This is a genomic window from Marinomonas sp. KMM3893, assembly GCF_004352855.1.
GTDB classification, from domain to species: domain Bacteria; phylum Pseudomonadota; class Gammaproteobacteria; order Pseudomonadales; family Marinomonadaceae; genus Marinomonas; species Marinomonas arenicola.
Window position 1 is genome coordinate 210639 of sequence record NZ_SJSC01000003.1, and the last position, 15620, is coordinate 226258.

The 15620-nt window shown below is 45.7% G+C and carries 14 protein-coding genes; 7 read left to right on the forward strand and 7 right to left on the reverse strand.

All coding sequences use genetic code 11. The features are described 5' to 3' along the window. Positions 1–83 precede the first annotated feature (83 nt). Positions 84–2222, reverse strand: a complete 2139-nt coding sequence (locus tag E0D71_RS08885) for a TRAP transporter permease (RefSeq protein ID WP_133002953.1) — start codon at positions 2220–2222, stop codon at positions 84–86. Between the two features lie 84 nt (positions 2223–2306). Further along, positions 2307–3338 carry a TAXI family TRAP transporter solute-binding subunit gene (locus E0D71_RS08890; RefSeq protein ID WP_133002954.1) on the reverse strand — a complete coding sequence of 344 codons (1032 nt, stop codon included), beginning with the start codon at positions 3336–3338 and terminating at the stop codon, positions 2307–2309. Positions 3339–3575: 237 nt separating this feature from the next. Here E0D71_RS08890 and E0D71_RS08895 point away from each other — a divergent pair, with 237 nt between their 5' ends. The 4 genes from E0D71_RS08895 to E0D71_RS08910 all read left to right on the forward strand — a co-directional run bounded on the left by E0D71_RS08895 (position 3576) and on the right by E0D71_RS08910 (position 7760). Then, the gene (locus tag E0D71_RS08895; protein ID WP_133002955.1) at positions 3576–4193 is read left to right on the forward strand and encodes an HAD family phosphatase; all 618 of its coding nucleotides are present in this window, start codon (positions 3576–3578) and stop codon (positions 4191–4193) included. A 96-nt stretch (positions 4194–4289) separates the two neighbouring features. Further along, on the forward strand, positions 4290–5030 hold the full coding sequence (locus tag E0D71_RS08900; RefSeq protein WP_133002956.1) for a class I SAM-dependent methyltransferase: 741 nt from the start codon (positions 4290–4292) through the stop codon (positions 5028–5030). Between the two features lie 93 nt (positions 5031–5123). Then, positions 5124–7088: an acetate--CoA ligase gene (acs, locus tag E0D71_RS08905; RefSeq protein WP_133002957.1), complete on the forward strand. Its 1965-nt coding sequence runs from the start codon at positions 5124–5126 to the stop codon at positions 7086–7088. Positions 7089–7112: 24 nt separating this feature from the next. Next, the gene (locus E0D71_RS08910) at positions 7113–7760 is read left to right on the forward strand and encodes a response regulator transcription factor (protein WP_133002958.1); all 648 of its coding nucleotides are present in this window, start codon (positions 7113–7115) and stop codon (positions 7758–7760) included. Between the two features lie 2 nt (positions 7761–7762). Here E0D71_RS08910 and yidD read toward each other — a convergent pair whose 3' ends face one another. Next, entirely contained in the window at positions 7763–8011 is a 249-nt protein-coding gene (yidD, locus tag E0D71_RS08915) for a membrane protein insertion efficiency factor YidD (protein WP_133002959.1), read from the reverse strand. Positions 8012–8077: 66 nt separating this feature from the next. Between yidD and E0D71_RS08920 the strand changes: the two genes are divergently transcribed. Together E0D71_RS08920 and E0D71_RS08925 are read left to right on the forward strand one after the other, a co-directional pair. After that, entirely contained in the window at positions 8078–8950 is an 873-nt protein-coding gene (locus tag E0D71_RS08920; RefSeq protein ID WP_133002960.1) for a prephenate dehydratase, read from the forward strand. Between the two features lie 202 nt (positions 8951–9152). Further along, positions 9153–9956 (forward strand): glycosyltransferase, encoded by an 804-nt coding sequence (locus E0D71_RS08925; RefSeq protein WP_133002961.1) that lies wholly within the window; start codon positions 9153–9155, stop codon positions 9954–9956. A gap of 60 nt (positions 9957–10016) precedes the next feature. Here the strand turns inward: E0D71_RS08925 and E0D71_RS08930 are convergent, their stop codons facing one another. Continuing rightward, complete coding sequence (locus tag E0D71_RS08930; protein WP_243712000.1) at positions 10017–10802, reverse strand: alpha/beta fold hydrolase; 786 nt, start codon at positions 10800–10802, stop codon at positions 10017–10019. 66 nt (positions 10803–10868) lie between these two features. Between E0D71_RS08930 and E0D71_RS08935 the strand changes: the two genes are divergently transcribed. Next, entirely contained in the window at positions 10869–11474 is a 606-nt protein-coding gene (locus tag E0D71_RS08935) for a CDP-alcohol phosphatidyltransferase family protein (protein ID WP_133002962.1), read from the forward strand. An 88-nt stretch (positions 11475–11562) separates the two neighbouring features. Here the strand turns inward: E0D71_RS08935 and yfaE are convergent, their stop codons facing one another. The 3 genes from yfaE to nrdA all read right to left on the reverse strand — a co-directional run bounded on the left by yfaE (position 11563) and on the right by nrdA (position 15417). After that, positions 11563–11859 (reverse strand): class I ribonucleotide reductase maintenance protein YfaE, encoded by a 297-nt coding sequence (gene yfaE, locus E0D71_RS08940; protein WP_133002963.1) that lies wholly within the window; start codon positions 11857–11859, stop codon positions 11563–11565. Then, positions 11843–12976, reverse strand: coding sequence for a class Ia ribonucleoside-diphosphate reductase subunit beta (nrdB, locus tag E0D71_RS08945; protein WP_133002964.1), 1134 nt, complete (start codon positions 12974–12976; stop codon positions 11843–11845). Before nrdB ends, yfaE begins: the two co-directional genes overlap by 17 nt. Positions 12977–13152: 176 nt before the next feature. Continuing rightward, entirely contained in the window at positions 13153–15417 is a 2265-nt protein-coding gene (gene nrdA / locus E0D71_RS08950; RefSeq protein ID WP_133002965.1) for a class 1a ribonucleoside-diphosphate reductase subunit alpha, read from the reverse strand. Between the last annotated feature and the right edge of the window lie 203 nt (positions 15418–15620).

Sequence of the window (15620 nt, forward strand, 5' to 3'; positions counted from 1 at the left end):
TAGTAGCCAATAAAAAAGCCGATTTTCACGCTTTCCAAAGGATTGGATAAACAGCAAAAATCGGCTTTTACAGTATTTTTCTATTACTTAGCTAACACACTGCCTTTTGCGTATGTTCTGTTGCCAATGACAAACAAGGCTAAGAAAATGACCAAACCGACTATTTGTAGCCAGATGTCTAAGTTTGGCCACAACATCAAGACAGACGCGACCAAGGCCAATAGTCTGGACGGGATAGAGAGTTTGTCTTCTAAGTAACCTTCCATGGCGGCCACTAACGCATACAGACCAAAGATCGCGAACAAGGTGAGACGAATGAGCGTTTCTGTGTCGCCGCCAATCAATGGTGTATAGGCCATTAATAAAGGCACGATATAGAGGCCTTTGGCCAGTTTCCAAGCCATCATACCGGTACGCATCGGAGGTGTTTTGGCTATTGCCGCAGCGGCAAATGCCGTCAAACACACCGGAGGCGTCACGTTACTGTCTTGAGACAACCAAAAGATGATCATGTGAGCGGTCACCAAAATCATGGCGACGTTATTAGCGCCCAGCGCTTGATCCATCAACATGCTCTTAAAGTCAGCAGGCACTTGCGCTAACAGCGCAGCCGCTTGATCCATTGGCATGCCTTGAGCAAGTTGTGCGATTGCACCTGGGTCCACTAGCATAAAGACAGCGGTCGCGGCTTGTGGCAAGTTACCACTGCTCATCATTTCCAATAATTGGCTTTCTGCGATGAGGTTAAAAATGGCCGGTGCCGACAGGGTGCCCAAAACGATATAAGACGCGGTGACAGGAAGCCCCATGCCTAAGACCAGCGACGCAATAGCAACCAGTACCAAGGTAAGGAATAAGCTGCCGCCCGCCCAATCTGAAATCATGATTGAGAAAGTGTTGCCCACGCCTGTGGTACTGATGACATTAACCACCAAACCGATGCCGATAAGCAATACGGCGGTTGTCGACATATTTCGAGCGCCTTGAGCCATCGCATCTAGGATGGCAACAGGGCCCATTTTGTGACTCTTAGAAAGCCATGAAGAGACAATCACGGCGATGATGCCAAGACCAGCGGCATAGGTTGGAGTAAAGCCTTGTACCAATAGCGTTACCAATACCGCCAATGGCAAGATATTGTGCCAGCCTTCTTTTAGTACTTGTGAAATCGGCGGACCATTTTCTTCCACTGAGGTGACATTTTGTCGTTTTGCTTCAACGCGAACGAAAAAGCCAACCGATAGGAAGTACAAGATGGCCGGAATGGTCGCCACACCAATGATGGTGACGTAAGACACTTGCGTGTACGACGCCATGATGAACGCGCCTGCCCCCATGATGGGAGGCATTAATTGTCCACCCGTGGAGGCAGCGGCTTCAATACCTGCCGCAAAGCGAGCTGGGAAGCCTGCTTTGCGCATCAATGGAATCGTAATAACCCCAGTGGATACGGTGTTGGCCACAGAAGAGCCGGATACCGAGCCCATTAGACCAGAACCTAAAACCGCCACAAACCCCGGGCCACCAATCATTTTACTTGCCAATGAGCGGGCAAGCGCAATGATAAAGTCACCGGCACCTGATTTGACAAGAAACGCGCCAAATAAGATGAACATGAAGACAAAGCTCCACGATATTCGGGAGATAGAACCAAACATGCCATCGGTACTGAAGAAGCTGCGATAAAGCAATGTTTCAAGGCTCAAACCAGGGAAGGAGAAAGGACCGCCGATCCATTTGCCCCACAACACAACGTACGTCAGTGCGACCAGAATTAAAAACGGAATGAACCAACCGCTGGTGCGTCGAATGAGTTCCAGTGACAGCAAAACAGCAATACTGGAAACAATCCAATCACCGGTGTCGAAGGTGACACCACGGGCGTATAACGCGTCTTCGAAAAAGACGATGTAAAGCACCATCCCGACCAGCGCGAGCACAATCAGGATGTCGAAAAAGAGGGCGATCTTGCTATCACGCCATTTCGGGTTGGCTGGGACCAAGAGCGCACACAAGGCACCAAATCCAGCAAAGTGAAAAGCAGATATTCTTAATTCAGGCAAGGTGCCTATTGTGTTGATGTAGATATGGGCAACGGCAAGAAAAATAGATAAGGCAAAAACAAAACGTGTTAGCCATTGACCAGAACGATGTTTGGTCTCGAATTCTTCTAAATCAATATCAGTCTCGGAGGAGTCTATCGAGTCATTTGAAGCGGTCATAAAACAGCTACCTTTGTACAAACAGGAGGAAAGCAGAAAGCAGTATCGCCCCCTACTAGGGAGCGATACTTACGAACGATTCGATTATTCAGCGATTAAATCAGCAGGAATCTTGATTCCTTGCTCACGGTAATAACGTGCGGCGCCTGGGTGAAGCGGTACAGGTAACCCTGCAATGGCTTTTTCAAGGGACATAACCGCTGTCGCTTTGTGAATCGCACTTAGGTAACCCAAGTTTTCATACAAGGCTTTTGTTAGCTGGTAAACGTCTTCGTCTGAAACATCGGCACGAGTGGCCAGGAAGTTAGGCTGAGCGATGGTGTTAATTGGCTTGCTTTGGCCTGGGTAAGTGTTCGCAGGAACTACATAGCGCGTCCAAAGGTTGTAGTTACCGTTGGCTTTTTTCATTTGCTCATCGGTGAAATCCAACACAGTGACGTTATCGCCACCAAGAGACGCGTACAAACGGGTTACCGCACTAACAGGAACACCCGCTGGCGTGTTCATGCCTTCGATGTTGCCGTTTTGCATGGCGTCAGCGCTGGCACCGTAGCCCATGTAAGCCAAACTAAAGTTGTCTGGTTGAATGCCTAGGCCTTTAAAGATCTGACGACCGGAGCCTTCTGTACCAGAGTTTTTTGGACCAATGGAAAACTTATTATTAGTGCCTTCGATGCCTTTTAAGTCTTCAATCGTACCGGTTTTGACCAGATTGGATTTGATTGAGAAGTGCTCAACGTTTTGCCACAACATAGAAACAGAACGTAATTCCGTTTGCTTACCAGATTGTGTTAGTGGGCCTTCGCCATTCCATGCCCAAGCGCCATAGAGACCTTGTAAAATGGCAAATTGTGCTTGGCTTTCTCTTAGCAGCTTGATGTTTTCACCTGATCCAGCAGAGCTGATAGCAGACAAAGACATACCAAATTTAGGTTCTAGTTTTACTTTACTCAGTGTCGCGATCGCAACACCAACAGGGTAGTAGGTACCGCCCGTTGAGGCAGTAGCAAGAATGTAGTTTCTGTTGTCGGCGGCCAAACTACTGGTTGCTGTTAAGGCAATGGTAGCGGCTGTCGCAGTGGCGAAAATTGTTTTTGTTAAGAATCCCGGTTTCATTTTATTTTTCTCCTTGGAGAGAGTGTCATAGCTTATTATTGTTGGTGATTTTGTTATTACTATCATGGTTAATCCTGAATAAATCAGAATGCTTAATCATGATAGGGTAGTGACTAACGGCTTAAGTTGACCGTGTTTTGTAAAAATAATTCAAAGATAAATCGTAATATTGCGCGAGTCTAGGCTCATTCTTGCACATTTATTCCGTTTTTATAACCAAGAGTAAGAGGATTGTCTATGAAAAATGCAGATATCAGTGTGGTGTTGTTTGATTTAGGAGGGGTATTAGTCGACCTCGGCGATGTGAGTCAAATGCACGAAATGCTGAATACTGAAGGAGAAGAGGCCGCGGTTTGGCTCAAATGGTTACGTTCTCCCACAGTGGCTGCGTTTGATTCTGGTCGGATTAGTTTTGATGAATTTGCTGAGCGATTACCAGACGAAGTGGGCAGTTCCGTGGCATCCGCTGTTTTTAAACAGGCGTTTCAAGCGTGGCCAAAAGGGTTGTTTGCGGGGGCATTAGAGTTAGTGCAATCGATAAAGCCACACTACCACAGAGCGGTGTTATCGAACACCAATGCTGCCCACTGGTCCCGCTTGATGAATGAAATGGGGCTTGCTGGAAATTTTCACAGTTATTTTGCTTCTCATTTGATAGGGTCGGTAAAGCCGGATCGCGCTATTTACGATTACGTGCTTGATGCATTACAGGTTGCACCAGACGAAATTTTGTTTATTGATGACAATCAAATAAACATTGATATGGCACAATCAATGGGTATTCAGGCGTATCGCGTTAAGGGTGTTGAGGAAGCAAAAAGCGTATTAAATTCCTATAATGTATTGCAGGAATAGACGTTATTTGCTGATTAAAATAACAAGGTATTGCGCTCCCTTGACAGGAAGTCATTGTCGTCGAGATAGCAAAATAATTTGAATAGGGTATTTCTTATGCGTTCTTTTGATGGGCAATCTTCAAGCATTTATTCGCGAGCACGACCGACCTACCCTGCCGAGCTGTATTATTGGCTTTCTCAGCAAGTCAGCAGCGCAGGGGTAGTATGGGATGCCGCTTGCGGAACCGGCCAAGCCTCTATTGATTTGGCTGCGTATTTTGACAAAGTAGAAGCATCAGACATTAGTGAGTCGCAAATCGCTGAGGCCACCCCCCACAGAAAAGTAAACTACCGCGTTTTTCCTTCTGAAAAGACCGAATACCCTGATAACTATTTCGATGCGGTTTGCATTGGGCATGCCTTGCATTGGTTTGATTTGGATTTGTTTTGGCAAGAAGTGCAACGGGTTCTCAAACCTGGCGGTTTGTTTGTGTGTTGGGGGTACAACTGGTTTACCTTGGGGGAGCCAGAAGATTTGGTGATTTCTGAGCATGTATTGCCCTTGTTATCTTCTTACTGGCCTGTCAAAAGTCGCTTACTGTGGAATCAATACAAAGACATCCATTTCCCCTTTGAGGCGATTGAAGTGCCTCAATTTGATTTATATTGTAATTGGTCTGTTTCTCAAACCATGGACTTTATTCGTTCTTGGACCGCGGCCCAATTGCGTATTCAAGATCAAGGCGATGACTTCTTGGTGGAAGCGAATCAAATGCTGCGCTCCGTATGGACGGACCCTTCCCATAAGAAGCAAGTGAGCTTGCCTTTTTTTGTCAGAGCTGGGCGAATGAAATAAGCATTGCTAAGACTAAAGTGGAATAGATCATAGAATTCAGCAAGCTATAGTAGCTTAAGCATCCTTAAAACAACTTTAAAAATGGAGCGAGTTATGACGTCATTATACAGTGATACTGCTAAAGAAGTGGCCAACAATGCCACTGTCAGCCAGGCAGAATTCGAAAAGCGTTACCAAGAATCCATCGACAACCCAGAGGCTTTTTGGGCGAAAGAAGGACAGCGTTTAGATTGGATCGCCCCTTACAGTAAGGTGAAAAACACCTCGTTCGAACGTGGTAATGTCAGCATAAAATGGTTTGAGGATGGCACGCTAAATGTTGCCCACAACTGTATTGATCGCCATTTAGCAAAGCACGCTGATAAAGTTGCGTATTACCTTGAAAGCGATGAAGAAAATTCAGAAAAAACGGCCATTACCTACCAAACGCTACACGATGAAGTCGGCCGTTTAGCCAATGTGTTAAAACGTCAAGGTGTAGAGAAAGGCGATCGTGTCGCTATCTATATGCCGATGATCCCACAAGCCGTATACAGCATGCTAGCGTGTGCTCGTATTGGTGCGATTCACTCCGTTATTTTTGGTGGCTTTTCTGCCCACGCCATTGCCGACCGTTTAAATGATTGTGAAGTAAAAGTGGTCATTACAGCGGATGAAGGTCGCCGCGCGGGCAATACTATTCCTTTAAAACACAACGTCGACATGGCGCTAGAAAACAACGCCTGCCCATCAGTAGAAAAAGTCATCGCCTATCGTCACACCAATAAAGATGTGCCTTGGTTTGAAGGCCGAGATCTGGATTGGGCGGTGGAAGTGGCAAACGAAAGCACCGAATGCCCTGTTGAGCCGATGAACGCAGAAGACCCTTTGTTTATTCTTTATACCTCAGGGTCAACAGGCAAACCGAAAGGGGTCGTTCATACAACCGGTGGTTATTTGGTGTATGCCTCAATGACCCACGAATTGGTGTTTGACCTTAAACCCGATGATGTTTATTGGTGTGCAGCGGATGTCGGCTGGATCACTGGACACAGCTACATTGTGTACGGACCTTTGGCCAACGCGGCGACAAGCATTTTGTTTGAAGGCGTACCGACTTACCCAGATTCTGGCCGTATTGGCCGTGTGGTTGATAAATTCAATGTGTCTATTCTCTATACGGCACCGACAGCGATCCGAGCGTTAATGTCAAAAGGCGATGAAGCCACCCGTTCTAGTAAACGAGACTCTCTGCGTATTCTGGGGAGTGTGGGTGAGCCGATTAACCCAGAAGCTTGGTCTTGGTACTACACAGAAATTGGTCGTTCATCTTGCCCTGTGGTGGATACTTGGTGGCAAACCGAAACCGGTGGCATGATGATGACGCCACGTATCGTTCAAACCGACATCAAACCTGGTTCTTGTACTGGGCCTTTATTTGGGGTGCAGCCTGCATTAGTGGACGCACAAGGTGTTCTGTTAGACGCTCAAGGTGTCAGAGTCGATGGTGGTTTGGTCATTACCGATTCTTGGCCTGGCCAAGCGCGCACCGTTTATGGTGACCATGAACGTTTTGAGCAAACCTATTTTAGTACGTTTGATGGCATGTATTTTACCGGTGATGGGGCGTCTCGAGACGAAGACGGTCATTACTGGATAACCGGTCGAATGGACGATGTATTAAACGTGTCTGGACACCGTTTGGGTACGGCCGAAATTGAAAGCGCGTTAGTTGCACACCCTTCTGTCGCAGAAGCGGCCATCGTTGGTTACCCACACGATATTAAAGGCCAAGGCATTTATGTGTATGTGGCTTTGGTGGATGGGATTGAGCCAAGCGATGAGCTGATGAAAGAATTAAAACAGTTTGTACGCAAAGAAATTGGTCCAATTGCGACACCAGACCTCATTCAATGGGCGACCAAAGGGCTGCCAAAAACCCGCTCAGGTAAGATCATGCGTCGTATTTTGCGTAAGATTGCGGCCAATGAACAGGACCAATTAGGTGACACAAGTACCTTGGCGGATCCAAGTGTGGTTGATGATTTGATCGATAACCGTTTAAATATGAAATCTTAATAACACTTAAAAAAAGAGTCGTTAGTGATTTCACTTATTATTGCAGATGATCATCCTCTGTTTCGCAGTGCACTAAGCAGCGCATTGCGGGCAGAAATGAAAGGTATTTCCATTGAAGAAGCTTATGATCTGGATTCGACATTGCGCTGTTTACGGCAAATGGAGGATGTGGATCTGCTTCTTTTGGACTTAAACATGCCCGGCAGTGGTGATTTATTCGGGCTTATTCGAATTCGCACCGACTTTCCTGATATTCCTGTTGCTGTGATTTCTGGCAGTGATGATGTGAGCATGGTGGCAAAAGTCATCGAAGCGGGGGCGCTGGGCTTTATTCCTAAGACCAGTGAACCGGTTCTTTATAGCAATGCCATTAACGCCATTTTAGCGGGAGACATTTGGCTTCCTGACTATCTAGAATCTGAATTACAAGATCAACCAAAACCTGATTTGAGCATGCAGCATCGAGTGGCGGAGTTAACGCCGCAGCAATACAAGGTGCTTTGTTATCTTCATGAAGGGTTGTTGAATAAACAAATCGCCTATGAATTGTCGATTTCTGAAGCGACGGTGAAAGCGCACATAACAGCGATCTTCCGTAAGCTTGAGATTAATAATCGTACGCAAGCGGTGCTGGTGGCCAGTGATTTGAAATTACAGATCGGTCACCCGTAACACTACTTTTTGTCTTGCTCTTCTTGGCAGTGAGCACAAGGAGGCACAGGGTCCATACCACCTTCATGCCACGGGTGGCATTTGGCCAATCTTCTTACTCCTAGGTAAACGCCTTTTATGATGCCGAAGCGTTCAATGGCTTCGATCATATAACGAGAGCAACTTGGGTAGAATCGGCAATTATTGCCAAGCAGGGGGCTGATAATGAACTGATAGCCTCTTATCAACTTAATAAATAGGGTTTTTATCATAAGGTTGCTTTGTCTTTTAAAACGCGGTCTAGTGGTGGTTCCTACTCACATAAAAACGAATATACCATGTCAGAACAGATTACTCATTTTGATGCGACTCAGGTTGTGGCCTATCAAGGCGAGCCGGGCGCTTACTCTCATCTAGCCTGTAAACAAACATTCCCGAACTGGAAGAGCGTTAACTGTGCCACCTTTGCAGACGCCTTGCAAATGGTCGAGCAGGGCAGTGCGTATTACGCCATGATCCCCGTCGAGAATTCCACCGCAGGCCGAGTAGAAGAAATTTATCGTGAGCTGAGGCGCACTCAGTTGTATGTGGTGAAAGAGCACTTTGAACCGGTCAATCATTGTTTAATGGCACGTCATGGGATGACGTTGGAGCAGGTAAAACGGATTGGTAGCCACCCGCAAGCACTGGCGCAATGTGATAGCAATATCAAAGCATTGGGGGCGAAAAATCTTGCCATGTACGACACCGCCGGTGCGGCAAAGCACATTGCCGAACAAGAGGAAGCAGACTTAGCGGTTATTTCCTCAGAGCTGGCCGCTGAGTTGTACGGGCTAAATATACTAAAAACCTACTTTAATGACACTCAAGGCAACACGACGCGTTTTTTGGTGTTTGCGAAGCAGCAGAAAATGCCGGTTTTTGAAGCGCAACAGACTTACATCACTTCTTTTATGTTTCGTGTGCGAAATATTCCGGCGGCACTGTATAAAGCCATGGGTGGCTTTGCGACGAACGGCATTAACATGTTGAAATTGGAAAGTTACATGGTGAATGGGCATTTTACGGCGACTCAGTTTTACGTCGATGTGGAAGCGCATTTTCAAGACCCTGCGATGCAAAGTGCGTTGGAGGAATTGCGTTTTTTCTCAGAAGAAATTCGACTGTTAGGCACGTATTACGCGGATGAATATCGCGCCAAAAGTAAGTGAATGTGCGAAGAGCTGCAAGGCTGCGACAGTCTTAAGCGATTTTATCTAGATTCTCGCTTATGGACTTTTCATTAATCTGTAAGAAAACCGTGTTACCTATGTTGTTAAGCGGGTATTGATACTCTGTGTTAATCGACCATATAAAGTGTGGGTTGACACAGAATGCCCATGTTTAGCACGACTGACATAGGTACATCATCTAATGAATAATTCCTTCAAAATGGTCGCTAATCGCAGTATTCGTTTGTGCGGTAATCTGGTGAAAATATTCTCTTATCCGTTCCATTTTATTTTTCCTAACCTGCGTTTTACCCTCCCTGACTACTCTAAAGCCAAGATTACCACTCATAACCGATCCGCTATTCCTAAGGTTATTTGGCAGACTAATTATTCCAATCGCTGTACCTTACCCGTCTATGTGAACTACCTTTTTAATCGTATGATGTCGCTGGATTACGATTACCGTTATGTCAGTACAGAGGCGCGGGAGAGGTTTATGAAAGAGCAGGCTCCTGTTGAAGTGTACCGAGCCTATTTAAAACTCAATGACGGCGCTGCGCAGGCGGATCTGTGGCGAGCCGTGAACTTATACGTCAATGGTGGTGTGTACATGGACATAGACGCATCACTTGTGTGGCCGCTTAGCCAAACGCTAAAAGAAGATCACGATGCCTTGTATATTAAGTTTAAGAAGAACAATACAGAGTTCACCAATTTCTTTTTAGCGGCCACACCGAACAATCATCACTACCAATGTGCTATCGATAAAATTGTCTCCAACATTAATCGTTATCGAATATTGAAAAAGAAAGGCGTTTATAACACCACTGGGCCGACTGTATGGAATGACGTGTTAAAGGGAGAAGTCGTCGCGAGTTTGCCAAGAGGTTATGTTTGTATTCAAGGGGCTTTTACCAATGAGCACTTTCAATATCTCGATAAGCCGAAAGGCAAATGGACACATCTTCATGACGATGACCTGATTAAGGCCGCTCCTAGTCGCTAACACAAACCACCTTTATTGCGCTTATTAAAACGCCCTGAGAACAGGGCGTTTTATGGGCGGTTATTTGCTTAAAAAACGTTTTACCAAACCCGTAAATACGGCGGGTTTTTCGGCGTGCAACCAATGGCCTGTGTCTGGGATCATTTTGAATTCTGCGTTAGGAAAGAGTGCCATGATGGCGCTTTGGTAATCGGCCACTATGTAGTTCGACTTTTCCCCTTTGATAAACAGCGTTGGCGTATCGATGGGCGTAGTAATCTCTGGTTTTTGTAGAATCGTGGCGTAACTGTTGGCGATGTTATCGAGAGAGAGTACCAAACTTAAACCTTTGTCTGTTTTTGTAAGATTTTTCAGTAAGAACTGTCTAATAGGCAGGCTTGGTTCGAATTGGCTCAATAAGGTGTCGGCTTGTTTGCGCGATTGAAGGTCTGCTTGGTCAATGGCTTTTAGGCCTTTGAATATGTCGGTGTGGCCTGGCTGATAATCCACAGGGGAAATGTCTGCGATAATCAGCTTTGTCACTTGGTTTGGCTTGGCCATGGCGGCCATCTGCATGGCAACTTTTCCGCCCATTGAGTGTCCGAGAAGAGAGAAGGAGGACAGCTGAGTTGAATTGGCCCACGCTAGAATAGCGCTGGCCATTTTAGGGTAGCTGGCTTCTTCTAACGCAGAGGACTTACCATGATTGGGCAAATCTAAGCAATACACAGTAAAGTGTTCAGCAAGAGATTGCGCGATAGAGTGCCAGTTGTCTGCGTTGCCAAAAAGGCCATGAATGATGACAAGGGCAGGGCCAGATTCACCGTATTGTTTTGCGTGTATCATAATAACCTTATTGTTCAACATCGAATTTAACCTATTGTAACAAGTCTTTAGACTGTTCGCTTCCATTCAAACAAGGCACTTTTTTTCATGTTAGATACCTTTTTTATTCGAAATTTAAAACAACCATTAGCCCGCTTAGCGCAAGGCTTGGATGCACTCGGCGTCACGGCCAATGGCATTACCGTGGTCGGTTTTCTGTTTGGCATTTTAGTCTTGCCAGCCCTCTATTTTGAGATGACCTTTGTGGCGCTGTTGTTGATTGTGTTCAATCGCGCGATGGATGGATTGGATGGCGCGGTGGCGCGTATTCAAGGACCAACCGATTTGGGTGGTTATTTAGACATTACGTTGGATTTTATTTTTTATTCCGCGGTGGTGTTTGGTTTCGCGTTGATGAACCCTGCTGAAAATGCCTTGGCCGCCAGCTTTTTGATTTTTGCGTTTATGGGCACGGGAAGCAGCTTTTTAGCCTTTGCTATCATGGCGGAAAAACGCAATATCGAGCGTTTAGACTATGGTCGCAAGTCGCTTTATTTTTTAGGAGGCTTAACAGAAGGCACAGAGACAATCTTGTTCTTGGTGCTTATTTGTCTGCTACCTAGTTACTTTTCAGTGTTGGCTTATGTATTTGGGGCAGCGTGTTGGGTAACGACAGCAACTCGTCTCTACGCAGGTTACCGGACTTTGTCTTAGGCGCTATGTGTGCCTTGCTCTAGGGGGAGTGCGATGAAGGGCTGGCCATTGACAATGCAATGGCCAGAATATCTTTATTTATGGGGGGTTATTCGTGGAAAAACGCGATTTCAATGTCGCTTTTTACGATTGCACAGCAGGCAAGCATGTAGCCACTGTGAACCCAAGCGAGGGGCTCAAATGGGTATTCCACCTGACCCCATAAGAGTTTGATTGAGCAAGATGAGCAGTAACCTTCGCGGCATTGATATTCTATGTGAATACCGGCTCTTTCAAGCTGAGGGAGCAAAGGCTCGTCTTCAGTGACGAGAAACTGCTGCTTGCCCAATAACACTCGATGGACTTGGTCTTTAGACGGCGTACCTTGTTTAGAGGTCGAAGTCATCGAAGTCTGAATCGTCTAAGTTATTGTCTGTTTGACCTACCAAGTAAGAGCTGATTTCCGCTTCTTGTGGCGCCACTTGTACGTTGTCACTGACTAACCAAGCATTGATCCAAGGAATTGGGTTGTGCTTAGTACCGAAGCAAGCGTCTAGACCCACTGCCTGCATGCGCACATTGGTAATGTATTCAACATATTGACCAAGAATTTGTGCATTCAAACCAATCATTGAACCATCTTTAAAGAGGTAGCTTGCCCATTCTTTTTCTTGCTCGGCGGCTTCTATGAAGATGTTGCGAACTTCTTCTTGGCATTCTGCTGCAATAACAGCCATTTCTGGGTCATCTTTGCCTGATGCCATTAGGTTCAGCATGTGCTGAGTGCCCGTTAGGTGAAGGGCTTCATCGCGAGCGATCAGTTTGATGATCTTAGCGTTGCCTTCCATGAGTGTGCGTTCGGCAAACGCAAAGCTACACGCGAAGCTCACGTAGAAACGAATGGCTTCTAAAACGTTTACCGACGCAATGGTTAGATAGAGGGCTTTTTTAAGCGTCGGCATTGAGATCTCAACATTGCCTTTGCCTGGAATATGGTGCGTGCCCATGCCTAGCGTGTTGTACAAACTCACCATTTCAATTAAACGGTCGTAGTAGACAGAGACGCTGTCTGCGCGTTTGGTGATTTCCGTGTTGACGGTAATGTCGTCAAAAATGACGGTCGGATCATTGACGATATTACGAATAATATGAGTGTAAGAACGGCTGTGGATGGTCTCACTGAAAGACCATGTTTCAATCCAAGTTTCTAATTCAGGTAGAGAAACAATCGGTAATAACGCGACATTCGGTGAGCGGCCTTGCACACTGTCTAGCAAGGTTTGGTATTTCAGGTTGCTCAAAAAGATGTGTTGTTCATGCTCTGCCAATCGTTGGAAATCTTTGCGATCGCTAGAAAGATCCACTTCTTCTGGGCGCCAAAAGAAAGACAATTGTTTTTCAATCAGCTTTTCAAAAATAGGGTGTTTTTGCTGGTCGTAGCGAGCAACATTGACATTTTCACCAAAGAACATAGGTTCTTTCATACTATCGAATTGCTTGCGGTTAAAAGTCGAGTAACTCATTGCTCAGGGGATTCCTTAAATTCGTCAGGCATTCTAGAGAGGAAGGCCTTAGAGAGTGATTAATTTTCTGTTTCGCTTTACACAACTAAGCCCCATCTAGGATGGGGCTCGTGTCTGCGCTATTTCAACGGTATTAGTTTACCAATAACGCAGGGTCTGTAAGACAAATATCAGACCTAAATTTTACAAGCACCACCAGCACAGTCATCAATATCGTCTTGCTGATCGTCCGCGCCGTCACGGGTGTTATGGTAATAAAGCGTTTTAACACCCAGTTTGTAAGCGGTTAGAAGGTCTTTCAGGATTACCTTCATTGGCACTTTTTGAGACTCAAATTTCTGTGGATCGTAGTTTGTGTTTGCTGAAATCGCTTGGTCGACAAACTTCTGCATAATACCCACAAGCTGCAAGTAACCATCGTTTGAAGGGATGGTCCATAGTAGCTCATATTGCTCTTTTAGGCGATCAAACTCAGGTACCACTTGTTTCAGGATACCGTCTTTGCTGGCTTTCACAGAGACAAAACCACGTGGTGGCTCAATGCCATTGGTTGCGTTGCTGATCTGAGACGAGGTTTCAGAAGGCATCAGCGCCGTGAGTGTTGAGTTACGCAAACCGTGCGTCACTATGTCGCTACGCAATGTTTCCCAATCGTAGTAAAGCTCAGGAGAAACGATGTTATCGATTTCTTTTTTGTAAGAATCGATTGGCAAAATGCCTTTTGCGTAGGTCGTTTCGTTGAACGCCAAGCAAGGGCCGAATTCTTTCGCCAACTTATTCGAAGCTTTTAGTAGGTAATACTGAATCGCTTCGAAGGTTTTGTGAGTCAATTCGTTGGCACTGCCATCCGAGTAACGCACACCATTTTTCGCAAGGTAGTATGCGTAGTTGATCACACCCACACCCAAAGTACGGCGCAGTTCAGTCGCACGTTGTGCGGCTGGGATTGGGTAGTTTTGGTAATCAAGCAAAGCGTCTAATGCGCGAACGATCAGTTCAGACAGCTCTTCTAGTTCATCAAGGTTGTCCAACGCGCCAAGGTTAAAGGCAGACAGAGTACAAAGGGCGATTTCGCCTTCTGGATCGTCGATGCGATTTAATGGTTTTGTCGGTAGCGCGATTTCTAGGCACAAGTTACTTTGTTTAACCGGCGCAACGGCTGGGTCAAACGGGCTGTGCGTATTACAGTGGTCCACGTTTTGTAGATAGATACGACCAGTGCTTGCACGCTCAGAAGCAAACAAGGTAAAGAGTTCAGACGCTTTAATGGTTTGCTTGCGAATGGACTCATCTTGTTCGTATTGAACGTATAGACGGTCAAACTCTTCTTGGTCAGCAAAGAAGGCATCGTATAGACCAGGCACATCGGATGGGCTGAACAAGGTGATGTTGCCGCCTTTGATCAAGCGTTGGTACATCAAACGGTTAAACTGAACGCCGTAATCTAGGTGACGAACACGGTTTTCTTCCACACCACGGTTGTTTTTCAATACCAACAGGCTTTCTACTTCTAGATGCCAGATAGGGTAGAAAACAGTCGCAGCACCACCACGTACACCACCTTGTGAACAGCTTTTTACCGCTGTCTGGAAGTGTTTGTAGAATGGGATACAGCCTGTATGGAAAGCTTCACCACCACGGATTGGGCTACCCAAAGCGCGAATGGCACCAGCGTTCACACCAATACCAGCACGTTGACTGACGTACTTAACGATGGCGCTAGAGGTTGCGTTGATAGAATCCAGCGAGTCGCCACATTCGATCAAGACACAGCTACTAAACTGACGTGTTGGCGTACGGATGCCAGACATGATCGGTGTTGGTAGCGAGATTTTGAACTTAGAAACCGCGTCGTAAAAACGTTTGATCAATAACAAACGCTCACTCTTATCGTAGCCTGCAAACAAACACGCAGCGACCAGAATATAAATAAACTGTGGGCTTTCGAAGATTTGACCAGTTACACGGTTTTGAACGAGGTATTTCCCTTCTAGTTGCTTAACGGCAGCGTAAGAGAAGTCCATGTCACGAGAGTGATCAATGAAGCTGTTTAGTTGCTCAAAATCTTCTTTAGAATAATCTTTTAACAGATTCTCATCGTAACGTTTTTGCTCAACAAGGTTTTGTACATGATCATAAAGATGCGGTGGCTCAAAATCGCCGAATGCTTTTTTACGCAAATGGAAGATAGCAAGACGCGCTGCAAGATATTGGTAATCTGGGGTGTTTTCCGAGATTAGATCCGCCGCCGATTTGATCAAAGTTTCGTGAATATCAGTGGTTCGAATCCCTTCAAAGAACTGAATTTGGGCTTTTAATTCGACTTGGGAAACGGAGACATTGTCTAAGCCATCAGCGGCCCATGTAATGACTTTATGAATCTTCTCAAGATTGATGTTTTCGGTCTGCCCGTTACGCTTAGTAACTGTGAGAGTGCTCATGCCTTAACTTCCCATTAGTGCATTCTGTGATTTAAGAGGTGTTTACTGTATCTAGTGTTAGCTTGCTTGTTAGAACACTACATATAGTGTTTTTATCACCTGACTGTGCGAACAATAGTGCTCTTTTTTTTTAAAATCAAGACTTGATAATTGCTCCAACTTGAGGGCTGTTGCTTGCTGTAAGTGTCTACTAACTAGGTTCG

Coding starts and splice junctions, on each gene's coding strand:
- E0D71_RS08885 (WP_133002953.1), bottom strand. CDS start 2,222: ATGACCGCTTCAAATGACTCGATAGACTCCTCCGAGACTGATATTGAT.
- E0D71_RS08890 (WP_133002954.1), bottom strand. CDS start 3,338: ATGAAACCGGGATTCTTAACAAAAACAATTTTCGCCACTGCGACAGCC.
- E0D71_RS08895 (WP_133002955.1), top strand. CDS start 3,576: ATGAAAAATGCAGATATCAGTGTGGTGTTGTTTGATTTAGGAGGGGTA.
- E0D71_RS08900 (WP_133002956.1), top strand. CDS start 4,290: ATGCGTTCTTTTGATGGGCAATCTTCAAGCATTTATTCGCGAGCACGA.
- acs (WP_133002957.1), top strand. CDS start 5,124: ATGACGTCATTATACAGTGATACTGCTAAAGAAGTGGCCAACAATGCC.
- yidD (WP_133002959.1), bottom strand. CDS start 8,011: ATGATAAAAACCCTATTTATTAAGTTGATAAGAGGCTATCAGTTCATT.
- E0D71_RS08920 (WP_133002960.1), top strand. CDS start 8,078: ATGTCAGAACAGATTACTCATTTTGATGCGACTCAGGTTGTGGCCTAT.
- E0D71_RS08925 (WP_133002961.1), top strand. CDS start 9,153: ATGAATAATTCCTTCAAAATGGTCGCTAATCGCAGTATTCGTTTGTGC.
- E0D71_RS08930 (WP_243712000.1), bottom strand. CDS start 10,802: ATGTTGAACAATAAGGTTATTATGATACACGCAAAACAATACGGTGAA.
- E0D71_RS08935 (WP_133002962.1), top strand. CDS start 10,869: ATGTTAGATACCTTTTTTATTCGAAATTTAAAACAACCATTAGCCCGC.
- yfaE (WP_133002963.1), bottom strand. CDS start 11,859: ATGACTTCGACCTCTAAACAAGGTACGCCGTCTAAAGACCAAGTCCAT.
- nrdB (WP_133002964.1), bottom strand. CDS start 12,976: ATGAGTTACTCGACTTTTAACCGCAAGCAATTCGATAGTATGAAAGAA.
- nrdA (WP_133002965.1), bottom strand. CDS start 15,417: ATGAGCACTCTCACAGTTACTAAGCGTAACGGGCAGACCGAAAACATC.